Origin of the sequence: Thalassotalea litorea (assembly GCF_043642205.1) — a bacterium.
GTDB lineage: Bacteria > Pseudomonadota > Gammaproteobacteria > Enterobacterales > Alteromonadaceae > Thalassotalea_A > Thalassotalea_A litorea.
Window position 1 is genome coordinate 1 of the sequence record NZ_JBHZSG010000025.1, and the last position, 20,979, is coordinate 20,979.

Annotated in this window: 18 protein-coding genes; 7 read left to right on the forward strand and 11 right to left on the reverse strand. The window is 45.5% G+C overall.

Annotated elements, in window-relative coordinates; translation table 11 throughout:
- Window positions 1–510: 510 nt before the first annotated feature.
- The 3 genes from uvrD (at window position 511) to ACHUFQ_RS11370 (ending at window position 5,065) form a co-directional block, all read left to right on the forward strand.
- Window positions 511–2,685: a DNA helicase II gene (gene uvrD / locus ACHUFQ_RS11360; RefSeq protein ID WP_394175647.1), complete on the forward strand. Its 2,175-nt coding sequence runs from the start codon at window positions 511–513 to the stop codon at window positions 2,683–2,685.
- A gap of 272 nt (window positions 2,686–2,957) precedes the next feature.
- Window positions 2,958–4,046 carry a YjgN family protein gene (locus ACHUFQ_RS11365; RefSeq protein WP_394175649.1) on the forward strand — a complete coding sequence of 363 codons (1,089 nt, stop codon included), beginning with the start codon at window positions 2,958–2,960 and terminating at the stop codon, window positions 4,044–4,046.
- A complete protein-coding gene (locus ACHUFQ_RS11370; protein WP_394175650.1) occupies window positions 4,046–5,065 on the forward strand; it encodes a M48 family metallopeptidase in 1,020 nt (339 codons plus the stop codon). The genes ACHUFQ_RS11365 and ACHUFQ_RS11370 overlap by 1 nt, the downstream gene beginning before the upstream one ends.
- Before the next feature lie 113 nt (window positions 5,066–5,178).
- Here the strand turns inward: ACHUFQ_RS11370 and rarD are convergent, their stop codons facing one another.
- Entirely contained in the window at window positions 5,179–6,084 is a 906-nt protein-coding gene (gene rarD / locus ACHUFQ_RS11375; protein ID WP_394175652.1) for an EamA family transporter RarD, read from the reverse strand.
- A 157-nt stretch (window positions 6,085–6,241) separates the two neighbouring features.
- On the opposite strand from rarD, the gene ACHUFQ_RS11380 reads away from it, so the two are divergent.
- Window positions 6,242–6,592, forward strand: a complete 351-nt coding sequence (locus tag ACHUFQ_RS11380) for a hypothetical protein (protein WP_138320161.1) — start codon at window positions 6,242–6,244, stop codon at window positions 6,590–6,592.
- A gap of 69 nt (window positions 6,593–6,661) precedes the next feature.
- Here the strand turns inward: ACHUFQ_RS11380 and ACHUFQ_RS11385 are convergent, their stop codons facing one another.
- On the reverse strand, window positions 6,662–7,117 hold the full coding sequence (locus tag ACHUFQ_RS11385; protein WP_394175654.1) for a thioesterase family protein: 456 nt from the start codon (window positions 7,115–7,117) through the stop codon (window positions 6,662–6,664).
- 368 nt (window positions 7,118–7,485) lie between these two features.
- Between ACHUFQ_RS11385 and recQ the strand changes: the two genes are divergently transcribed.
- Window positions 7,486–9,294: a DNA helicase RecQ gene (recQ, locus tag ACHUFQ_RS11390; RefSeq protein WP_394175655.1), complete on the forward strand. Its 1,809-nt coding sequence runs from the start codon at window positions 7,486–7,488 to the stop codon at window positions 9,292–9,294.
- Window positions 9,295–9,354: 60 nt separating this feature from the next.
- On the opposite strand, the gene ubiA is transcribed toward recQ, so the two are convergent.
- Window positions 9,355–10,266 (reverse strand): 4-hydroxybenzoate octaprenyltransferase, encoded by a 912-nt coding sequence (ubiA, locus tag ACHUFQ_RS11395; protein WP_394175657.1) that lies wholly within the window; start codon window positions 10,264–10,266, stop codon window positions 9,355–9,357.
- 180 nt (window positions 10,267–10,446) lie between these two features.
- Between ubiA and ACHUFQ_RS11400 the strand changes: the two genes are divergently transcribed.
- The gene (locus ACHUFQ_RS11400; protein WP_394175659.1) at window positions 10,447–11,802 is read left to right on the forward strand and encodes an MATE family efflux transporter; all 1,356 of its coding nucleotides are present in this window, start codon (window positions 10,447–10,449) and stop codon (window positions 11,800–11,802) included.
- Window positions 11,803–11,816: 14 nt separating this feature from the next.
- Here ACHUFQ_RS11400 and ACHUFQ_RS11405 read toward each other — a convergent pair whose 3' ends face one another.
- The 7 genes from ACHUFQ_RS11405 to ACHUFQ_RS11435 form a co-directional block, all read right to left on the reverse strand.
- A complete protein-coding gene (locus ACHUFQ_RS11405) occupies window positions 11,817–12,407 on the reverse strand; it encodes a chorismate--pyruvate lyase family protein (RefSeq protein WP_394175660.1) in 591 nt (196 codons plus the stop codon).
- Complete coding sequence (gene glpG / locus ACHUFQ_RS11410; RefSeq protein WP_394175662.1) at window positions 12,397–13,299, reverse strand: rhomboid family intramembrane serine protease GlpG; 903 nt, start codon at window positions 13,297–13,299, stop codon at window positions 12,397–12,399. Before glpG ends, ACHUFQ_RS11405 begins: the two co-directional genes overlap by 11 nt.
- 80 nt (window positions 13,300–13,379) lie before the next feature.
- Window positions 13,380–13,712, reverse strand: a complete 333-nt coding sequence (glpE, locus tag ACHUFQ_RS11415) for a thiosulfate sulfurtransferase GlpE (protein ID WP_394175664.1) — start codon at window positions 13,710–13,712, stop codon at window positions 13,380–13,382.
- 150 nt (window positions 13,713–13,862) lie between these two features.
- Window positions 13,863–14,888, reverse strand: a complete 1,026-nt coding sequence (gene tdh / locus ACHUFQ_RS11420; protein WP_394175666.1) for an L-threonine 3-dehydrogenase — start codon at window positions 14,886–14,888, stop codon at window positions 13,863–13,865.
- A 12-nt stretch (window positions 14,889–14,900) separates the two neighbouring features.
- The gene (locus ACHUFQ_RS11425) at window positions 14,901–16,094 is read right to left on the reverse strand and encodes a glycine C-acetyltransferase (protein ID WP_394175667.1); all 1,194 of its coding nucleotides are present in this window, start codon (window positions 16,092–16,094) and stop codon (window positions 14,901–14,903) included.
- 187 nt (window positions 16,095–16,281) lie between these two features.
- Window positions 16,282–17,139, reverse strand: coding sequence for an S-formylglutathione hydrolase (fghA, locus tag ACHUFQ_RS11430; RefSeq protein ID WP_394175669.1), 858 nt, complete (start codon window positions 17,137–17,139; stop codon window positions 16,282–16,284).
- Window positions 17,140–17,225: 86 nt separating this feature from the next.
- Window positions 17,226–18,344, reverse strand: a complete 1,119-nt coding sequence (locus ACHUFQ_RS11435) for an S-(hydroxymethyl)glutathione dehydrogenase/class III alcohol dehydrogenase (RefSeq protein ID WP_394175671.1) — start codon at window positions 18,342–18,344, stop codon at window positions 17,226–17,228.
- A 221-nt stretch (window positions 18,345–18,565) separates the two neighbouring features.
- Here ACHUFQ_RS11435 and waaA point away from each other — a divergent pair, with 221 nt between their 5' ends.
- A complete protein-coding gene (gene waaA, locus ACHUFQ_RS11440) occupies window positions 18,566–19,864 on the forward strand; it encodes a lipid IV(A) 3-deoxy-D-manno-octulosonic acid transferase (RefSeq protein WP_394175673.1) in 1,299 nt (432 codons plus the stop codon).
- A gap of 42 nt (window positions 19,865–19,906) precedes the next feature.
- Here waaA and ACHUFQ_RS11445 read toward each other — a convergent pair whose 3' ends face one another.
- The gene (locus ACHUFQ_RS11445; RefSeq protein ID WP_394175675.1) at window positions 19,907–20,944 is read right to left on the reverse strand and encodes a glycosyltransferase family 9 protein; all 1,038 of its coding nucleotides are present in this window, start codon (window positions 20,942–20,944) and stop codon (window positions 19,907–19,909) included.
- Between the last annotated feature and the right edge of the window lie 35 nt (window positions 20,945–20,979).

Sequence of the window (20,979 nt, forward strand, 5' to 3'; positions counted from 1 at the left end):
TTTATTGCTTTTAACCCGGAGCGACGCTGTTTGTCGCGTGCTCGGAACAATCTTTGATTGTGTGCTCGGAGTGGCATATTCTGCCACGTACTCGGAGTATCGTTTACGATACGTACTCAGGGAGTTTTAACTCCCGTTGTTGGCACATCAGAGCCGTTCGGCTCTCGCCCTAGATACCGTGTAGTATCACGGCATGACGCAAGAGTTTTTGCTGTTTCTTCCACCTCCCACCTTCCACCAGCGACGCTTACCTCACTCGAAACAACGTGTACTCCAAGCCGGTACCATCAGCGAACTCTATGTGACGTTTTCGGTCACGTGCCTGGAGTATCGCTTGCGATACGTTCTAGGGAAATTCCAATTCCCAGTCATTACCACCATATTGATAGGGTGGTAATGTTATGTGTTTATATACAGTATTAAAAATACTGGTATACTGTCCCACAGTAAATCGACCCTAAAACGTCCGGGTCATACTCATCAATCAGGCTGTGAGCAATAAATTTCATTATGGATGTCTCTGAATTACTCGATTCGTTAAACGACAAGCAACGGGAAGCGGTGGCGGCTCCGGCGCAAAATATGCTGGTTCTGGCAGGCGCGGGCAGTGGTAAAACCCGAGTATTAGTACACCGGATTGCCTGGCTGATGCGGGTCGAAAATGTCTCCCCGCACAGCATTCTGGCGGTTACCTTTACTAATAAAGCAGCGGCAGAGATGCGTGCCCGGGTGGAACAGGCCGTGGGAAGCAATATTCATGGCATGTGGATAGGTACCTTCCATGGATTAGCCCACCGTCTGTTAAGAATGCATTTTCAAGAAGCAAAATTGCCACAAAGTTTTCAGGTTCTCGACTCTGACGATCAGTTGCGTTTGTTAAAGCGGGTGATTCGTTCGTTACAGCTTGATGAAAAAAAATGGCCGGCGAAACAAGCGATGTGGTACATCAATGGGAAAAAGGATGAAGGACTACGCCCCAAACATATTGATGCTCAGTATGACCCGACGGAAGAAACCTTTAAGAAAATTTACCAGATTTATCAGGAAACCTGTGATCGTGCCGGTTTGGTAGATTTTGCCGAACTGCTGCTTCGAGCCCATGAATTATGGCTGAACAATCCGATTTTGCTTGAGCATTATCAGCGTCGCTTTTCACGCATTCTGGTAGACGAATTTCAGGATACCAATGCAATTCAATACGCCTGGTTAAACCTACTTGGCCGCGAACACGGCAATGTCATGATTGTTGGTGATGATGATCAGTCAATCTATGGCTGGCGCGGCGCAAAAATTGAAAATATTCAGCGATTTTTAAAAGACTTTGAAGGCGCGCAAACCATTCGCCTTGAACAAAACTATCGCTCCACGGGTAATATCCTGAATGCCGCAAATGCCTTAATTAGCAATAACAATAATCGCCTTGGTAAAGATCTGTGGACCAAAGATGCCGATGGCGAATCCATCTCGGTGTATACCGCGTTCAATGACCTGGATGAATCGCGCTTTGTCAGTAGCCGCATTAAGCAGTGGCTCGATGAAGGCAATAGCCTTGATGATGTGGCGATTCTGTATCGTTCCAATGCGCAATCGCGGTTGCTCGAAGAAGCCCTGTTGCAGGCGCAGCTTCCTTATCGGATATATGGCGGTTTGCGATTCTTCGAACGTCAGGAGATTAAAGATGCCCTGGCATACCTGAGATTGATGAACAACCGCAATGACGATGCATCCTTTGAACGGATCATCAATACTCCGACTCGGGGTATCGGTAACCAGACATTGTCATTAGTTCGTGATGCCGCTCGCAGCCATGGTTCAACGCTTTGGGAAGCCTGTATTCGCATGATTGATGCAGAGCAGTTGTCTTCTCGCCCGGCAAAAGCGATCAAAACTTTTATTGATCTAGTTAATCAACTGGAAGATGACACCCTGAATCTGAATCTCGACCAACAGGCCAATCATGTGATCCAGCATTCAGGTCTCAAAGCCATGTATCAGGCGGAAAAAGGCGAACGCGCCGCCGCACGAATTGAAAACTTAAATGAATTAGTGACCGCCTGTCAGACCTTTGAGGTGGATCCGGAAGTGGAAGAAGAGATGACGCCACTGACCGCGTTTTTAACCCACGCGTCTCTGGAAGCGGGGGAATCGCAAGCGGATGAGTATGAAGCGGCAGTACAACTGATGACATTGCATTCTGCTAAAGGGCTGGAATTTCCACTGGTGTTTATGGTTGGCATGGAAGAAGGTATGTTCCCATCACAACAGTCGGGTGATGATATATCCCGATTGGAAGAAGAACGTCGTCTTTGCTATGTCGGCATGACCCGGGCAATGGAAAAACTGTATATGTGCCATGCGGAATCACGTCGATTATATGGCCAGGAAAAATACCATCGTCCGAGCCGTTTCCTGCGGGAAATCCCGGATCAGTATCTTGATGAAATCCGGATGAAAAACCAGGCGGTAAAACCCAAAACCACAGGTCGTTTTGCCAATACCATTTCGCTGGATACCTTTGCTGATACAGGGTTTAAATTGGGACAGCAAGTGCGCCACAGCAAGTTTGGCGAAGGCACGGTATTAAACTTTGAAGGCAGCGGCGCTCAATCGCGGGTTCAGGTTAATTTTATTGAGCATGGCAGCAAATGGTTGGTCGTTGCTTACGCGCATTTAACAGCAATTTAGTGCTAACACTTGTCGTGTTTATCAACAGTTCCCTTGATATAACTACTGCAAAACCTGGTTGATTTTTAATAATAAATTGCACAAAATACTGTCAACAGTCGAGGCTGTTTCACGATTGTGCAAGTGGTTGGAACTATTAGTCTTATCGGGATTAACCTAGTTCCAATTACCCCCACACCTGAACTCCGGCATTGATCAAAAAATCATCTTCGCTGACTCAGTTTACTTGCCAATATTGCAATAATAAATAAAAACAAAATGGAACGTTTTATATGGAATCTGCAATCGATCAAGCTCCTGCGGAATCGCAAGAGTCATCTACACCTAAACCCGTAAATTTTAATTTTCACGGCAAGGCAGGAGAATTTTTTAAAATCTGGGTCGTTAATGTTGTGCTGAGTATTCTCACGCTGGGAATTTATTCTGCATGGGCTAAAGTACGCACCAATCGTTATTTTTATAGCCTTACTGAACTTGATGGTCATCGCTTTAGCTATTTGGCAAAACCATTACAAATTCTCAAGGGGCGGATTATCGCCGTTGTTTTGTTTGGTGGATTTTACGCTTTGAACATATTTGCACCGGTTGCAGGACTATTTGCATCTCTGGCATTTTTATTCATTATGCCTTTTTTAATTTGCGCGAGTATTCGTTTTAATATGCGCATGACAAGTTATCGCAATGTGCGTTTTGATTTTAAAGGGAAAGCATGGGACGCGGCAGTAAACTTTATCTTGTTACCTTTTGCCAGTGTATTTACTTTATACCTTCTAATGCCTTGGGTTATGAAACGTATCGATAAGTTCATTGTTGATAATACTCGCTATGGTAATAAAGCCTTCAATGCAGACACTTCTGCAGGAACCTATTACATGGCGACATTTGCTACCATAGGCCTCTCCATCGGGCTACTTATATTCCTAGGTGTGATTTTTGCTTTGTTCGGCACTTCCATGGATTTAAAAAACCTGGAAGGTGAGCAGGGTGCTAGTGCTATGTTTACCATCGTTATGATGGGTTTTTACCTGATCTTCTTCACCTTTGTTCAGGCATTGTATAAATCTATCGTGCGCAATTACCTGTTTGATAATACAGAACTAGAAGCAGTCGCAACCTTTGGTTCAACATTCCAGTTTGGCTCATTAGCATGGCTACAAATCACCAATATATTGGCGTTAATTTGTACATTAGGTCTGGCATTTCCGTGGACGAAAGTGAGAAAGGCTAACTATACAGTAGATCGTACCCAGGTGAACATTCAGGAAAATATCGACCCGATAATCGACTCAATTATCGAAGAATCGTCGGCGATTGGCGATGAAGTTGCAAACGTCTTTGATGTCGATGTAGCGCTTACCTAATGACGGATTCCGGAATCATGTACTTTGCAGGTAGTAATCAAACCTGCAAAGTAACATTAGCCTTGGTCAATGGTCGATTAAAGATTGAACCTGAAGGTGAAACGCCTGCTCGTTTTGAAAGTATTCAGGATCTCGACGTTGAACCACCAGTGCCTAGTTTGCCCTGCGAAATTACTCTTCAAGATGGTAGTAAAATTGAAGTTGCCAGAGACAGCCTAACGGCAATGTCTCTGTACCGCAAAGACACAGGTAATCGTTTATTGGCATGGCTGGAAAGTAATAAATGGGCGTGTCTGATTGCGACTATTCTGCTCCCTATTAGCTTCTATTGGTTGACTAATTCTGTGATCCCAACGGCTGCTATGGGTGTGGCGGAAATGATACCCTCATCGGTGAGTCGTAACATCGATGAACAGGTAATGGACATATTCGAAGGAGAGATTATTGAACCTTCGCAGTTGGATTCTGAGCATCAATTAAAAATTCAGGATGGCTGGAATCGTGTATTAACCAGCTTGCCTGTCGATAAGCAGCAATTTGAACTGCTCATTAAAAAAAGTGAATTTTACGGAGCCAATGCATTTGCTTTACCGGGTGGAACTGTAGTGGTCACTGATGACCTGGCGAATCTGTTTAAGGAACACCCCGATGCGTTAAATGCAATTTTACTGCATGAAATCGGCCATGTAGTTGAGCGTCATAGTTTGCGTATGATGACAGAGTCTGTCGGCACCAGTTTGATGATCACTTACTTTTTTGGTGATTTGGAAGGCATGGCCGAACTGTTTTCGGGGACCGCCTTAACCTTGATGCAGAACAAATATTCTCGTGATTTAGAACGTGAAGCGGACCAATTTGCAATTGACCATTTGCGTACCATAGGAGCCGACCCTGAAGCGTTCGCTACTGCGATGAAGACGTTGCAAGAATCTATGGGAGATGAAAATATTGAATCCTTGTTTAAGTACCTGTCTACGCATCCGGAGTTTGAAGAGCGCATCAAGCATGCCAGTCAATAATATTGAGGTTTTTCTATGAACGTCATGAAATTGGTATAAATCCAGCATAAAGAGAAAAACTAACAAAGGGAGCTTATCTCCCTTTGTTATTATATTGATAATTTGCTTAATGGCTATCTGTTTATTGATGCTTTCGTGATCCGGTGCTTTTTGTAGGAATCTAAACTGTAGATAACCAAAGCTGACCAAATGAAGGCGAAAGTAATCAGCTTTTCAAACACTAACGCCTCCTGATAAACGCTGATGGCGATGATAAACATAATGCTTGGGCCTATATATTGAAAGAACCCGAGAGTCGCCAGAGTAAGCCGTTTAGCTGCGCCAGTAAAGAATAGTAACGGGGCGGTAGTTACTATGCCTGCAGCAACGAGTAGCAGATTAAGATTCATGTCATTGTTTGTCAGATGACTGGTTGGAGTGTCTAAAAACATCATCCAATAGATGAGTGCGGCCGGCATCAACCAGGCGGATTCGATAAACAGACCTGAGACGGAATCCACCATAAGCTTTTTACGAAGTAAGCCGTAAACACCAAAGGATACGGCAAGCGCCAAAGCAATATAAGGTACAGAGCCGAGACTAATAAGTTGAATCATCACTCCAATAAAGGCTAATAACACGGCGACTCCCTGCCATTTAGAAAGACGCTCGCCGAGAAAGATCATACCGAGAGCGACATTCAGCAGCGGATTGATATAGTAGCCTAGACTGGCTTCGAGAATATGGTTGTTGTTGACCGCCCAGATAAATATCAACCAGTTTATCGCGAGTATTACAGCGGTAAATCCAAGCCAGAGTAACGTTTTAGGTTGTTGAAAAATGGCTTTTACTTTTAGCCAGTTGCCCATTACCACGATTATCCCAACTAGTAAAACAAAGGACCAAACTACCCGATGCATTAAAATTTCCGTGGCCGCTACCTGTTGCAATAACTTAAAGTAAATCGGCGCTAGCCCCCAAATGGTATACGCGCAAACGGCGTTTATGATCCCTGATTTTGTTTCACTTTGTTGATGCATGGATGAATTTTATGTGCGAGCTAAAAAGGCGGCGATTTTAGCACAGCGGTATACGGCAGTGAAACCATCCCGTATACCTGGCTTGCATTTAGAATGAGTATTACTAGGCTTAATTGAGTAAAGGTTTATCCTCGCATTACCCCAAGTCGGAGGTTTTATGGCACAGTGTAATCATCCCCACATCGAACACTCTCATCAACATGGCAAAGGCTGTGGCCACACAGCGATAAAACATGGCGATCACGTCGACTATATCCACGATGGGCATTTACATTGCCCACATGGTGACCACTATGACGAACATAACATTGAAGTGAGTGAGCAAAATCCGGATGGTTGCCATCCGATGGATTGCGGCTGTGAATCAGGTCATGTGCATGGTCCTGATTGTGGACATGAGGCCGTGCCTCACGGTGATCATATTGACTATTTGGTTAACGGACGCTTGCATCATGTCCACAATGGTCATTGTGACGATCATGGCCCGGTTGAAGTTCTCGACTCCTGATTTCAAGCATATCTGCCGATTAACCAAGAGTGACTCTGTATACAGGGAATCTACAGTCGGCAAACACGATTAGCCGACAATATAGGTACCGGTGCCGAAGGCGATGTGGGTGCCTTTTTGATTATGTAACTCCATACGGGCGACCGCTACTTTACTGCCTTTGCGAATGATTTTGGCGGTAGCAATAAACAGCTCGCCTTTGCCTGGGCGCAAAAAGTCGGTGCGTAAATCAATGGTGCTCATCCGTGATAGTTTGTCATGGATTATCGTGTCATTGAGCTCCGGCAGATTTTCGATAATATTCGCTGCGGCGACAACACCGCCAACCATATCTAAAACCGATGCGATCACCCCTCCGTGCAAAATTTTCTGGACCGGATTTCCCATCAGATCGTGTTTCCATTGAAATTGAATCTCTGATTCCTGCGGATCCATCCTGGTGATTGTAAAACCCAACAGTTGATTAAACGGAATATTGTTATTCCAAAGTTGGGTTACTTGCGCCAATACTTGATTTTTATCCATAAAGAATCCTTGTGAATGATGAGAGTCCTGACACACTTCAGAGCGGTCAGGTTAATTAAAAAAACTAAAGCCCTTGTTGTCACCGAAAATTGCTCCTCGATAACTGCTCCTCGACAACAGAACCTGAGCGTCAGTACCGCTAATAAAAAAACTAAAGCCCTTGCTGTCACCGCGTCAGCTGTCACCCGAAAACCTGTTGGTGACTAGGTTTTCTATCCGACGCAGTCTCCCTCGACAGCAGAAACAGTCCGTTAGTACTGTTTCAGACTTGTATAATTTCAGTAGCTTAAAGATTTCCCGATAAATGTCTACCGAGATAGCAGGGCTCTGGGGTAAAATGGTTGAAAAAATAAACCTGATATTTCAATTTGACCACCGCAAATACGACCCAACAAACACCGGATTTACTGCACTCATTAAAGCATGTCTTTGGTTATGAGCAATTTCGCTCAGGTCAAAAACAAGTTATCGAGCAGTTGATGAATCAGCGTGACTGCCTGGTGCTTATGCCAACGGGCGGGGGTAAATCCTTATGTTACCAATTGCCCGCTACCTTAATGCCGGGTTTAACGGTTGTGGTGTCGCCGCTGATTGCGTTGATGAAGGATCAGGTTGATGGTTTATTACGCCAGGGGATCAGCGCCGCTTACGTTAATGGCAGTATGAATAGTGCCGACATCAATGACACTATGCAGCGGGTTGGCCGAGGCGATGTGCGAATTTTGTATGTTGCTCCTGAACGCTTGTTATCCCATTATTTTTTGCAAAGCTTAACGCAAATGCAAATCAGCTTTTTCGCCATTGATGAAGCCCACTGTATTTCCCAATGGGGGCATGATTTTCGCCCATCTTATACGCAATTGGGCCGCTTAAAAGAATATTTCCCGTATACGCCAATTATGGCGTTAACGGCTACCGCGGATGTCACTACCCGTAAAGATATATTGCAGCAATTGAATCTGCACAATCCATTTGTATTGCTTGATAGCTTTGACCGTCCCAATATCCGTTACACCCTGACCGAAAAATATAATGGCCAACGTCAATTGTTGGATTATCTGCGGGAGAACAGCGAAGACAGTGGCATCATCTACTGCAACTCACGCTGGCAGGTCGATAAACTGACTAAGGAATTGGCGGAGAAAGGGATCAATTGCGCGGCTTATCATGCGGGTATGGAAAACGATATGCGCAGTATTATCCAGGATGGCTTTACCAAAGATAATATCCGTATAGTCGTGGCAACGATTGCTTTTGGATTAGGGATTAATAAACCAAATATTCGCTTTGTGGTGCATTACGAACTGCCGCGCTCCCTGGAATCTTACTATCAGGAAACAGGCCGCGCTGGTCGTGATGGTTTGGAAGCGGAAGCACTATTGCTATACGATCATCAGGATATTGATCGCATTAAGAAACGTATCAATGACAACGATAATGAACAACGTTCCGCGGTGGAATTACAGCGCTTTAGTGCCATGGCTGGATTTGCCGAAGCACAAACCTGTCGTCGTCAGGTATTACTAAACTATTTTGCTGAATACACCCATGCCGGTTGTGGTAACTGCGATATTTGTCTCGACCCACCCAGTCGTTACGAAGCTACCGTCGACGCCCAGAAGGTACTTTCCTGTGTATATCGCATTGGCCAGTCAGGTGATATTCACTATGTGATTGATGTATTACGTGGTCGGGATACCGACCGACTAAAACAAGCAGGTCATGAAACCGTCTCCACCTTTGGTATTGGCAAGGACAAAACCCGGGGCTACTGGTTTTCGGTTATTCGCCAATTGATTCATCTGGGGTTATTGCAACAGGATATTGAACAGCAATCGGCACTGCAATTGACCGAAGCGTCCCGGTCGGTTATCACCGCAAAGGAAACCTTAATGCTGGCCCGTCCGCGTTTACAACATGCGAGTTACTGGCAACAAAATAAACCGAAAAATCAATATGACAAAGGATTGTTTAAACAACTTCGTGAGCTTCGTAAAATGTTGGCAGATCAAGAAGATATTGCACCATTTATCGTATTTAATGATGCATCATTGATGGAAATGGCTCGCCTTAAACCGACCAATAGCACGGAATTTTTGAGTATCTCCGGTGTCGGAGATACTAAGCTCAACCGCTATGGTAAGGCGTTTATGGATGTCATTAAAGAAGCCGGGTGATTAACCAGACAGAAGAGCGTCAACAAACCATAAGAACTCTGAGAATTTAAAGGCTCTAGATTAGTAGAACTCATGATACTGCAATAAAATGCCAATCAGCATATACAACAAACCATGATGATTATCTAAAAATGCCCGGAAACAGTTATCTCTGTTGCGGTTTTTAATCAGGTACTGTTGATGGATAAATGAGGCGGCGGTAAAAGCCACAGACAGATAATAAAACATATTAAACTGTAGTCTCTGGCCCAGCCATACCAACAATGCCAATACGCATAGCTGCATCATGGCTATGATAAATTTGTCGAAGCGACCAAATAACACCGCTGTCGATTTAACGCCGATTTTAACATCATCATCTCTGTCGACCATGGCATATATGGTGTCGTAAGCGACAGTCCAAACCAGATTGGCGGCGAATAATAACCAGGCCTCAAGCGGCACATAACCTCGAATTTCCATAAATGCCATGATCATGCCCCAACTAAATGCGGCGCCAAGAACCACTTGCGGGAAATGGGTATAGCGTTTCATAAATGGATAACAACTGGCCAATAGCAGGCCAACGATGGACAATGCGATGGTTTTCCAGGACAGGCTCAGGACCAGAAAAAAAGCGATGCTGATGAGTAACAAAAACAGGTTTTTCGCCTGCTGCTCAGTGATTAATCCTCTGACTAATGGTCGTTGTTCGGTGCGTTTAACCTTGCCGTCGACGTGGCGATCGGCGTAGTCATTAATCACACAACCGGCGCTGCGCATCACAAATACGCCCACGGTAAATACGATAAAATAATGCCAGCCAGGAAAATCTTCTGCAGCTACCCAAAGTGCCCAAAGGGTTGGCCACAATAGCAGGTAGGTGCCAATAGGCTTGTCCATTCGGGTGATTTGTTTAATGCCTTCAAAAGTGCCAAACCAGTTTGTGATCACGTCTACAATTCTCACTTTGTTGTTATTCACTTGCTGCATAGCGCCAGCTGTGTTGGCAGCACGCATCTATATGGGTCAGGAGTATTTCTTCCTAATGTGGGGAATAGTGATAAACTTGCCGTCTTTTACACCAAGGTAGATTGACGGTACGGATACATTATTCCCAATGCGGACTATATTCTAACAGCCATCTTTTTACGAAACACTTAAAATTACCACATGCCTTTTTTAAATATGCAATCCGTCAAAGCCAGCATCAAACTCGCCTGGCCAATCTCTTTACAGCAAACATTGGTTACCATGCTGGGGATGATTGATATCATGATGGTGAGCCAGTTGGGGGATGCTGCCGTCGCTGCCGTAGGTCTTGGCAACCGTATTCAGTTCGTGGTGCTGGTTATTGTGATGGGAGTTGCCTGGGGTGTCGGTGTGTTGGCTTCACAGTATTTTGGCGCTGGTAACATGGCGAAAATGCGTCGCTCTATATTGATGGGCATCAGCGTCGCGGTACTGGCATTAATTCCTATCGTGCTACTGAATTTTGCTTATGCCGATCAATTAATGGGCCTAGGCAGCACTGACAATGAAGTCATTGGTTTAGGTGAGAGTTATCTATGGATCACCATGCCGAGCCTGTTTTTTATCGCTGGTATCTTAGTGTTTGAAAATGCACTTCGCAGTATGAATCAGGTGAAGCTTCCGATGGTTTTAAGCGCCATCGCGATTGTCCTAAATATCATTCTCAATTATTGGCTAATCAATGGCGGGTTGGGGATAGAACCCTTAGGGGTTGATGGTGCCGCGATAGCCACCACGGTTTCCAGACTTATGCATCTGGTTATCTTAGTAGGGTTTTTAATCGCAATGAAGCATCCAGTTAAACCATCGCGGCACGATGTCAGCAGCTTACGTGATATTCAGGCCTGGAAAAAGCTCGTGGCTTTGGTGTGGCCGATGATGTTTGGCTTTGGTGTCTGGTCGTTAGGGACCTTTGTCTATCAACTTATATTTGGTCGAATGGGCACCCAAGAGCTGGCGGTGATGAGTGTGTTAGCGCCGGTAGAGGGCATGTTTATTTCAATGTTTTTTGGCTTCGCGTCTGCCTGCGCAATTATGGTTGGTCAGCGTTTGGGGGCTGACAAAATTGATGAAGCCTGGTCCATCGCCCGAACATTTGCGTTCTTATCGCCGCTGGTTGCTATCGTTGGTGGCGCCCTGTTATACGCCATAAAAAGCTGGGTGTTTATCCCGTTTGCGGATTTGCCTGCATCGACGCTGGAGATGGCCAGCGATGTGTTTTTAATTATTGCTCTGGGCGCCTGGATTAAAATCAGCAATATGACGTTTGCGATGGGAATGCTGCGAGCCGGTGGTGAAACCAAAGCTTGTCTTTATATCGATACTACAGGTATGTGGTTGGTCAGTATTCCGCTTACGCTGCTCGCCGCTTTCTACTTGCAACTGCCGCTGTTTTGGGTCGTCGTGGTTTCTTATTCCGAAGAAGTCTGCAAATTAGCATTATTTGGCTGGCGCGTCGCATCGAAGAAGTGGCTAAATAACCTCGCCACCACCTGACCCTTTGATTTCTCTTATTGATACGCCAGCGCGCCAGGAAGAAAGACCTCAGCCACCATCAAAGGTTTTTCTTCGATATGAAACAGTGAGCGGCGGCCCCACAAGGAGTGCGTCACTTCAAGGTTAGCCATTTTTGCTAGCTCACAGACGCGTTGAGACGGAGCAATTTCGGCCACCTGAAGCACTTTGCGGGTGAGTTTTGGGTTGTTAAACAACACCTGACCTAAAGGTTGCTCACCAAGTTCGGCTAACGTCCTTTGATCTCCGGTTAACGAGCTTGAGGGTAACAATGAACGGGCAAAAACCACCGGTTGTTCATCGCAATAGAGCAATACTTCACGCACCAGCACTTTCTCACCCTCGCCGATACCGGTCGTGTCACGTTCGCCTTTGATGGCCTCATGGGAAGGGCAAGCTTGTAATGCCTGACCTAGCAACAGAACTCGAAAATCGTTGCAGTGGCGTTTTAACCGGGCGGTGAGTGAGGTTGGATCTAATAGCCAGTCGCTGAGCACGGATTGCTTAGGCGATAAGGAAGCATCAACCCAATTTACATCGAGGCCAATGGGAAACTGCTGTTTTAATTTTTCTAGATTAGAGTTCACTGTCACTTCGACTGCTGTTACGTTGACTTTTTTGACTAAAATGCACCATAAAGGCGTAGGCGATTCCCGATAGCAAGCCAACCAAGTGCGCGGTGTTGGCAACATTGATTGGCATAAAATCGGTATACCCTAATACCAGCCAAAACAATAGGAATCCTACAATTGGCTTTTCCAGATGTATCTTGTGGCCAGGATTGAGGTAGCCAAACCACCAGACAAACCCTACTGTCGCGTAGACAACGCCGGAAAGACCACCAAAATTGGGGCCGGACACATAGAATTGGGCGGTATTGGAAAGCAGGGCAGAGCCTATAAACAATATCGCAATGCGGCCAACGCCCAGATTCTGTTCTATTTGCCCACCTAATTGCCACCACCATAGGGTGTTAAATGCAATGTGCAAAAAGGAGAAATGAAAGATTGCCGGCGTTAACCAACGCCAAGGTTGATCCATGGTTTGTGCAATATCGCCGAGTTGATTGAATTTCAGGGCGTCGAACGAGGCATTAAAGGCCACCAGAGAATACAAATAAACCAGCCAGCAAATGGCAAAAACAGATAACGTAAACCAGCCTGCTTTGGCTTTTAAATTGCTGACAATTTCTTTAGATAGTTTTTGACCTGAACGAATGTCCAGACTTGAGCCACTTTGCCAGGCGGAATCTTGAAACTTACTTTGATGAGGATTACGGACAAAATCGGAAAATTCCGCTTTTGCCTGTTCTAGTTTATCGGGTTCACAGTAGATAACATGTGGAAACTGCGCCTGATTTTCTTCATCACTTGCTGCCGGGCGACTGTCCGCATCGATTCCCAGGTTTTGCAGATAACGGACAAAGATTTTTGCCATGCCAGACTGCTTTACTTTGACCAGGGGAACCAATTCATTCATGTTTTGTGCTCTGTTTGGTTGTTATTCGTTGTCGCTCAATGATCTAGTGTCAGGACAAAACGACATCTTAGCGTCCAATATTAGCGCTCTACTTTATCAGGGTGGAGTAATGCCCATTGTTCAAATCCCCCATCCATAGAGTATACGTCGGTAAAGTCTTGACTGATCAGAAATTGCGCCGCTTGTTGCGAAGAAATTCCATGATAACAACACACTACCGTCGGTACATCATAGTCTGCCTGATGCAGAAAGTCTGTCAAATTGTCATTGGTCAGATGTACCGCGCCAGGTATGTGACTGGTGTTGAAAGAATTGGCGTCACGAATATCAACGATTACGTATTGTTGATTGTTCAAGCCTTCAGCCACTTGTTGCACATTAATGTGCTTAAAGGTTACATCATTATTTTGCACGGAAAAATCTCTGTCGTATTTAGATATCAGGATGTTAGCAATCCTGATGAGGAAGTTAAAGCAGGGAAGTGCCATGGCCACACGAATATGACCATGGAATTTACGATTTTGTAAACATTGCCCGGTAAGCCGAAGCGTTTGTCTGGCAGGCTAATCCCAGTGGAGAATAACCTTCCCTGAGTTACCTGATAACATGGCGTCAAACCCCTGCTGGAAATCATCGATTGGGAAGTGATGGGTGATGATTGGCGATAAATCCAGGCCGGACTGGATCAGGGAGGCCATCTTATACCAGGTTTCAAACATCTCTCGACCATAAATTCCTTTGATGGTTAAGCCTTTGAATATCACTTTGCTCCAGTCGATAGCCATGTCTTGTCCGGGAATACCTAGCATGGCAATCTTGCCACCATTGTTCATGTTATCGAGCATATCGCTAAATGCCATTGGCACACCGGACATTTCCATGCCAACGTCAAAACCTTCAGTCATGCCAAGATCGTTCATTACATCTTTAAGGCTTTCCTGACTTACATTGACGGCACGGGTTGCCCCCATTTTTCGGGCTAAATCCAAACGATATTCATTAATGTCGGTGATCACGACATGGCGGGCGCCAACGTGTCTGGCAACCGCAGCAGCCATGATACCAATGGGACCTGCGCCGGTAATTAGAACATCTTCACCAACCAAGTCAAAGGATAATGCGGTATGAACGGCATTGCCGAACGGGTCAAAAATCGCCGCTAAGTCGTCGCTGATTTCATCGGGTAATTTAAATGCGTTGTATGCAGGGATCACCAGATATTCGGCAAAACTACCGGTACGATCAACGCCGACTCCAAAAGTGTTGTTGCATAAATGACGACGGCCAGCGCGACAATTACGGCAATGACCACAGGTGATGTGGCCTTCGCCTGATACTCTGTCGCCGATACTAAAACCACGTACTTCCTGGCCCATATCGACAACTTCCCCGGCATATTCATGGCCTACGACCATAGGCACAGGAATGGTTTTTTGCGACCATTCGTCCCAGTTGTAGATATGAATATCTGTGCCGCAAATGGCGGTTCTCTTTATCTTAATTAATAAATCGTTATGACCCATTTCTGGTTTTGGTGAATCGGTCATCCAGATGCCTGGTTCGGCTTTTAGTTTTGCTAAGGATTTCATCGTCTATTGCTCTTAAATCACGCCCATGTCTTTACCGATACGGATGAAAGCATCGATGGCTTTATCCAGTTGCGCTTGTGTATGAGCGGCAGATATCTGCGTACGAATTCTCGCCTGGCCTTTCGGTACAACAGGGAAAGAGAAACCAATCACATAAACTCCTTCGGCTAACAGTCGATTGGCCATATCCGCGGCAATTTTCGCGTCACCCAGCATAACGGGCACGATGGCATGATCTGCACCAGCACAGGTAAAACCTGCAGCTTCCATCTTTTCACGGAAATAGGCGGCATTCGATTTTAAGGTCTGACGCAACTCACCACCTTGGGCTAGCATGTCGATAACTTTAATCGACGCGCTGACAATTGCTGGCGCCAGTGAGTTTGAAAATAAGTATGGACGCGAACGTTGACGTAGCCATTCCACGATTTCTTTTTTACCGGACGTATAACCACCAGAAGCGCCACCCATAGCTTTGCCCAGAGTTCCGGTAATGATATCGACGCGACCCATTACCTGACAATATTCATGGGAGCCACGGCCATCTTCACCGACAAAACCAACGGCGTGGGAATCATCGACCATCACCAGGGCATTGTATTTGTCGGCCAAATCACAAATACCCTTGAGGTTGGCAATCACGCCGTCCATGGAAAAAACACCGTCGGTGGCGATCAATTTGTAACGCGCGCCAGCATCATCGGCAGCGATTAACTGAGCTTCCAATTCTTGCATATCGTTATTGGCATAACGAAATCGTTTGGCTTTACATAACCGTACGCCATCTATGATAGACGCGTGGTTCAAAGCATCGGAGATAATCGCATCTTCCGGACCCAAGATGGTTTCAAACAGACCAGCGTTGGCGTCGAAACAAGAAGAATAAAGAATGGTATCTTCCATGCCAAGGAACTGACTTAGTTTCTGCTCTAACGTTTTATGGATATCCTGAGTACCACAAATAAAGCGCACGGATGCCATGCCAAAGCCGTGATCATCAAGGCCAGCTTTGGCTGCGGCAATCAGATCTGGGTGGTTGGCTAAGCCCAGGTAATTGTTTGCACAAAAATTGATGACATCTGCACCGCTACTGACCGCGATTTCGGCCTGCTGTGCGGAGGTAATGACGCGTTCTGCTTTGTACAGACCTTCGTCTTTTACCTGGTCAATTTGTTGCTGGAGGTGTTGGATAAAGTTTGATGTCATGTGCGCCTCAAAAAACATAGTGGAACCGCCGGAAAAATTGGCGGCTATTGTACGCTTATTCCCCGTGAATTAAAGGCCTGAGGCCATTTAACGGTATCTAGAACTTAAAAAACATTATTGTACTGCAACTACTTAGCTTATTGCCTTAAAAGCCCCGCAATCTGGCTTTCATGCTTGTTTAAATTGTTCATAAATATTTACGATGGAAGCGCAAATGCTCTTCGATATACGAAGCAATAAAAAAATAACTATGATCAAAACCTTCAACGCCGGTGTAATCCAGGGTTTTGCCTCTGGCATCGCAAGCCTCAATCAACGCCTGAGGTTTCAATTGTTGTTGCAGAAAATCATCGGCCAGGCCCTGCGAAACTTTTACCGGTAAGGTTAAAAATGGATCGTTATCCTGAAGACGTTTTATCAATTCACAGCTGTCCCATGGATGCCAGTTATCTGGGTTGTCACCAAGATAGCCTGTCAGGGCTTTTTGTCCCCAAGGACAATCGCTGGGGTTGGTGATGGGAGCAAAAGCACTGACTGATTGATACATACCGGGGTTTTTAATAGCACAAATCAAGGCGCCATGGCCACCCATGGAGTGACCGGCGATGGACTTGTTGTCGGTGACATTAAAGTTTTCTGCAATAATCAATGGTAACTCTTTGGTAATGTAATCATACATCTGGTAGTTATTGCGATAAGGGGCTTGCGTGGCGTTTACGTAAAACCCTGCACCGAGGCCAAAATCATAGTCGCCATTTTCATCGTCTGGCACCTCTTCGCCTCTTGGGCTGGTATCAGGCATGACCAGGGTTATCCCGAGTTCATCAGCAATCTTTTGTGCACCGGCCTTAGTACTAAAATTTTCATCATTACAGGTTAGACCGGATAACCAATAGAGTACTGGCAGGGCTTGCTCGCTAGCAAGAGCCGGCTGGTATATCGCAAATGTCATTTTGCAGTGATTAACATCCGAATAGTGACTGAATCTTTGGTGGCGGCCGGAAAACATGCGATTGCTGCTTACGCGACATAAGGCTGTGGTCATAAATGCGTCTCGTATATATCTGAATTATGGATGAATACAAGCCATTAATTACAATGGCTTGGCTAATATTGAGTGATGAATTTACACTACTTATCAAAATGAATGACGGAACGAATACTCTTACCTTCGTGCATCAGCTCAAAAGCATGATTGATGTCCTTAAGTCCCATGGTATGGGTAATAAAATCATCCAGACGAAATTTTCCCGCCAGATAATCTTCAACGTAGCCGGGCAATTGCGATCGACCTTTAACGCCGCCAAACGCGGTGCCGCGCCAGACACGCCCGGTAACCAGCTGAAATGGACGAGTGCTGATTTCCTGCCCTGCGCCGGCGACACCGATGATAACGGATTCGCCCCAGCCTTTGTGGCAGCATTCCAGCGCTGAACGCATGGTATGAACATTTCCTATGCATTCGAACGAATAGTCCACTCCGCCATCGGTGAGATCAACAATCACGTCTTGAATCGGATCGCTATAGTCTTGTGGATTAATGCAATCGGTAGCGCCCAGTTTAGTCGCTAACTCAAATTTATTGGTATTGATATCCACGGCAATAATGCGTTGTGCACCGGCCATGACCGCGCCGATGATGACCGACAGGCCAATACCACCAAGGCCAAATACCGCAACGGTATCGCCGGGTTTGACATCGGCGGCATTGACGACAGCGCCCATGCCGGTTGTAACCCCACAGCCTAATAAACAGACTTCTTTTAACGGTGCTTGTTTGTTAATTTTCGCCAGCGCTATCTCTGGCAGGACGGTATATTCGGAAAACGTTGAGGTGCCCATATAATGGAAAATATCACTGCCATGCAACGAAAACCGGGTCGTGCCATCGGGCATTAGCCCTTGGCCTTGGGTTGCGCGAATTTTCTGACAAAGGTTGGTTTTACCGGATAAACAAAACTTACATTGGCCACACTCTGGCGTGTACAGCGGGATCACGTGATCGCCAACCGCAACACTGGTTACGCCTTCGCCGACTTCTTCAACAACTCCACCGCCTTCATGGCCGAGTATGCTGGGAAAAATACCTTCAGGATCATCACCACTTAAGGTAAATGCATCAGTATGACAGACACCACTGGCGACAATTCTTACTAGCACTTCACCAGCTTTTGGAGGTTGTACATTCACTTCTTCAATGGTTAGCGGTTGGCCTGCTCCCCAGGCAACAGCGGCGCGAGATTTGATCATAATTTACTCCCGAATACGTTTAGAAAATTATAGCAGTGCTCAGTTTGTGAACATGTTTTAATAGATTTACGTTCTGTTACAGATACGTGTTGTTGTACCTTTTCGTTCTAATTAAAGATAGTTTTTTAATAAAAATAGTCATTTATAACAATCGATTGATTGTCCTATTTGGTTATTTAAACGCGCCCACGTATAATTTTATTTATGCTTAATAACCTAATGTGATTATTCTTTTGCTTTCTTTTTTGCTGTATCAGCTATTAATGTTGGTTCTATCGCCTATTTTGGTTTTGGCGTTGTTAGTCCGTTCCAGAAAACAAGTGGCTTATCGACAACGCATTGGCGAACGTCTCGGATGGCTTGGGAATCAACAGCACGGTGGCATCATTCTGCATGCTGCCAGTGTCGGTGAAGTGATGGCCATCAAGCCGATTGTTGAAGGCTTATTAAAACAATATCCCGAATTACCGTTAACCGTTACCACGTTTACGCCAACAGGATCGGCGCAGGTGACAAAACAGTTCGGTGACCGGGTCCAACACTGTTACATCCCGCTAGATAATATAGTAAGCGTCAATCTGTTTCTATCGACATTAAAGCCTAGGTTGTTGATTTTAATGGAGACTGAGCTTTGGCCGCAACTGATTCACAGTACATTTAAGCGCAATATTCCGTTATTGTTGATTAACGCCCGCCTGTCGCAAAAATCTTTGGCAAGTTATCAAAAACTGCGTTGGTTAATTTCACCGGCATTAAATAAATTTCATCGAATCCTCGCCCAAAGTGACGAAAACCGGGATCGCTTTATTTCTTTAGGGGCGGCACCTGAGAGGGTAAGTCATAGCGGCAATTTGAAATACGATATTCGCTTAACCGAAGCGTTGGAAACAAAAGTTGAGACTTTACGACAATTGCCTATCGCGAACCATCGAGTGGTGGTTGCGGGCAGTACTCATCAAGGGGAAGAAGCTTTAATCATCAAAGCGTTTATCGATGTAAAAGAACTCTATCCTGATTTATTACTGGTTCTGGTACCTCGTCATCCCGAACGTTTTGATAAAGTACAGGATCTATGCCAGCAACATGGTCTTGCCGTGGCGCGTCGTTCTGCCAATGACGCTATCAGTGAGCAAACAGATGTTTGGCTCGTTGATACGCTGGGAGAGTTACTCGCCTTTTATGGTATCGCCGATATCTGTATTGTTGCCGGAAGCTTTTTTGAGGTTGGAGGACACAATCCATTAGAGCCGGCACTTTTTGCTAAACCCATTGTCGTTGGTCCTAACATGGCGAATTTCAATGATGTATGTGAGCAGTTAATGCGCGCTGAAGGCATGATTCAGGTGGGTGCGGAACAATCTGCGCAACAACTGCAGCAACATCTTCAACATGAGCTTCAGCATTTGCTCGGCGCCCGCGATGAAGCCAAAGCCTTAGGCCAAAACGCTGCAGCCCTACTGGCGAAAAATCAAGGCGCAGCGCAACGTACACAAACTGAAATCGAACAACTCCTGAATTAACATCAAGTTAGGGGCTAGTATTTATCGCTAAGGCTAGCTTTGCTATTTGCCCATAATCTGATCGATTTGGCTTTGTACCATATCAAAGGTTATTAAGTGCATTAGTTCGCCTTTGGCCCGGGTGCCAAATGGTATCTGGGCAAGAGGTTTTCCCTGCTGTTGTTCAATGGCTTGCTGATAAACACTGACCACATTGTCTCGATATAAATAAGGCCCAGTGCGCTCGGGATTGGAATGAGCATAGAGGCCAATCACGGGAGTATTTACGGTAACCGCCATATGTGCCGGTCCGGTATCCGGTGCAATCACTAACTGAGCACGTTCTAAAACGGCCAGCATTTGTTTTAACGACGTTTTGCCCACCAAATTTAATGGCGCTTGCTGGCATAGCGATGTGATGGCTTGCGCTAGTTCAATTTCTAACGGGGCAGGACCGCCACACAAAACAACCTGATAACCAAGCTTTGTTAAGTAGTCGGCGGTTTGAGCATAGCCGTGTGCATGCCAATTGCGCTCAGCCTTACTTGCTGCAGGCGAGATCACCACGTAATTGCTATCATCAATATGTTGCCCGACGAAGGCGATATCTGGTTCACCGTGGGGCATTAGCCAGTGTGGCGCTTCAGTCACAACACCGATGGCCCGGGCAAAGGCCATAAAGCCATCCAATACATGTGGATTGTCCTGAGCCTCTACGGTTTTATTGGTGAATAGCCACTGGCCTTCTTTGGCTCTGGCTTTATCAAAGCCAATTTTAATATTGGCTGGGATAAACAAACTGGCGATGCTGGCCCGTAATGCCACCTGCATATGCAACAGCACGTCAAATGCGCGATTTTGCATTTGCTGTCTAAGTTCCCGATATCCTTGCCAACCTTTTGATTTATCGAAGAGGATAAATTCGACGCCGGGCAGGTCTTGTAACAATCGATATTCGACTTTGCCGAGCACCCAGGTGATTTTTATTTCTGGATAGTGTTTTTGAATTTGTTGTACCATAGCCACGGCATGACAAACATCACCAATCGCGGACAACCTGAGAATACAAAGAGATTTTAGGTTTGAGTACTGCTCTGTCATAAATGATAATCCGCGTAAGGCTGACAACTATTGGC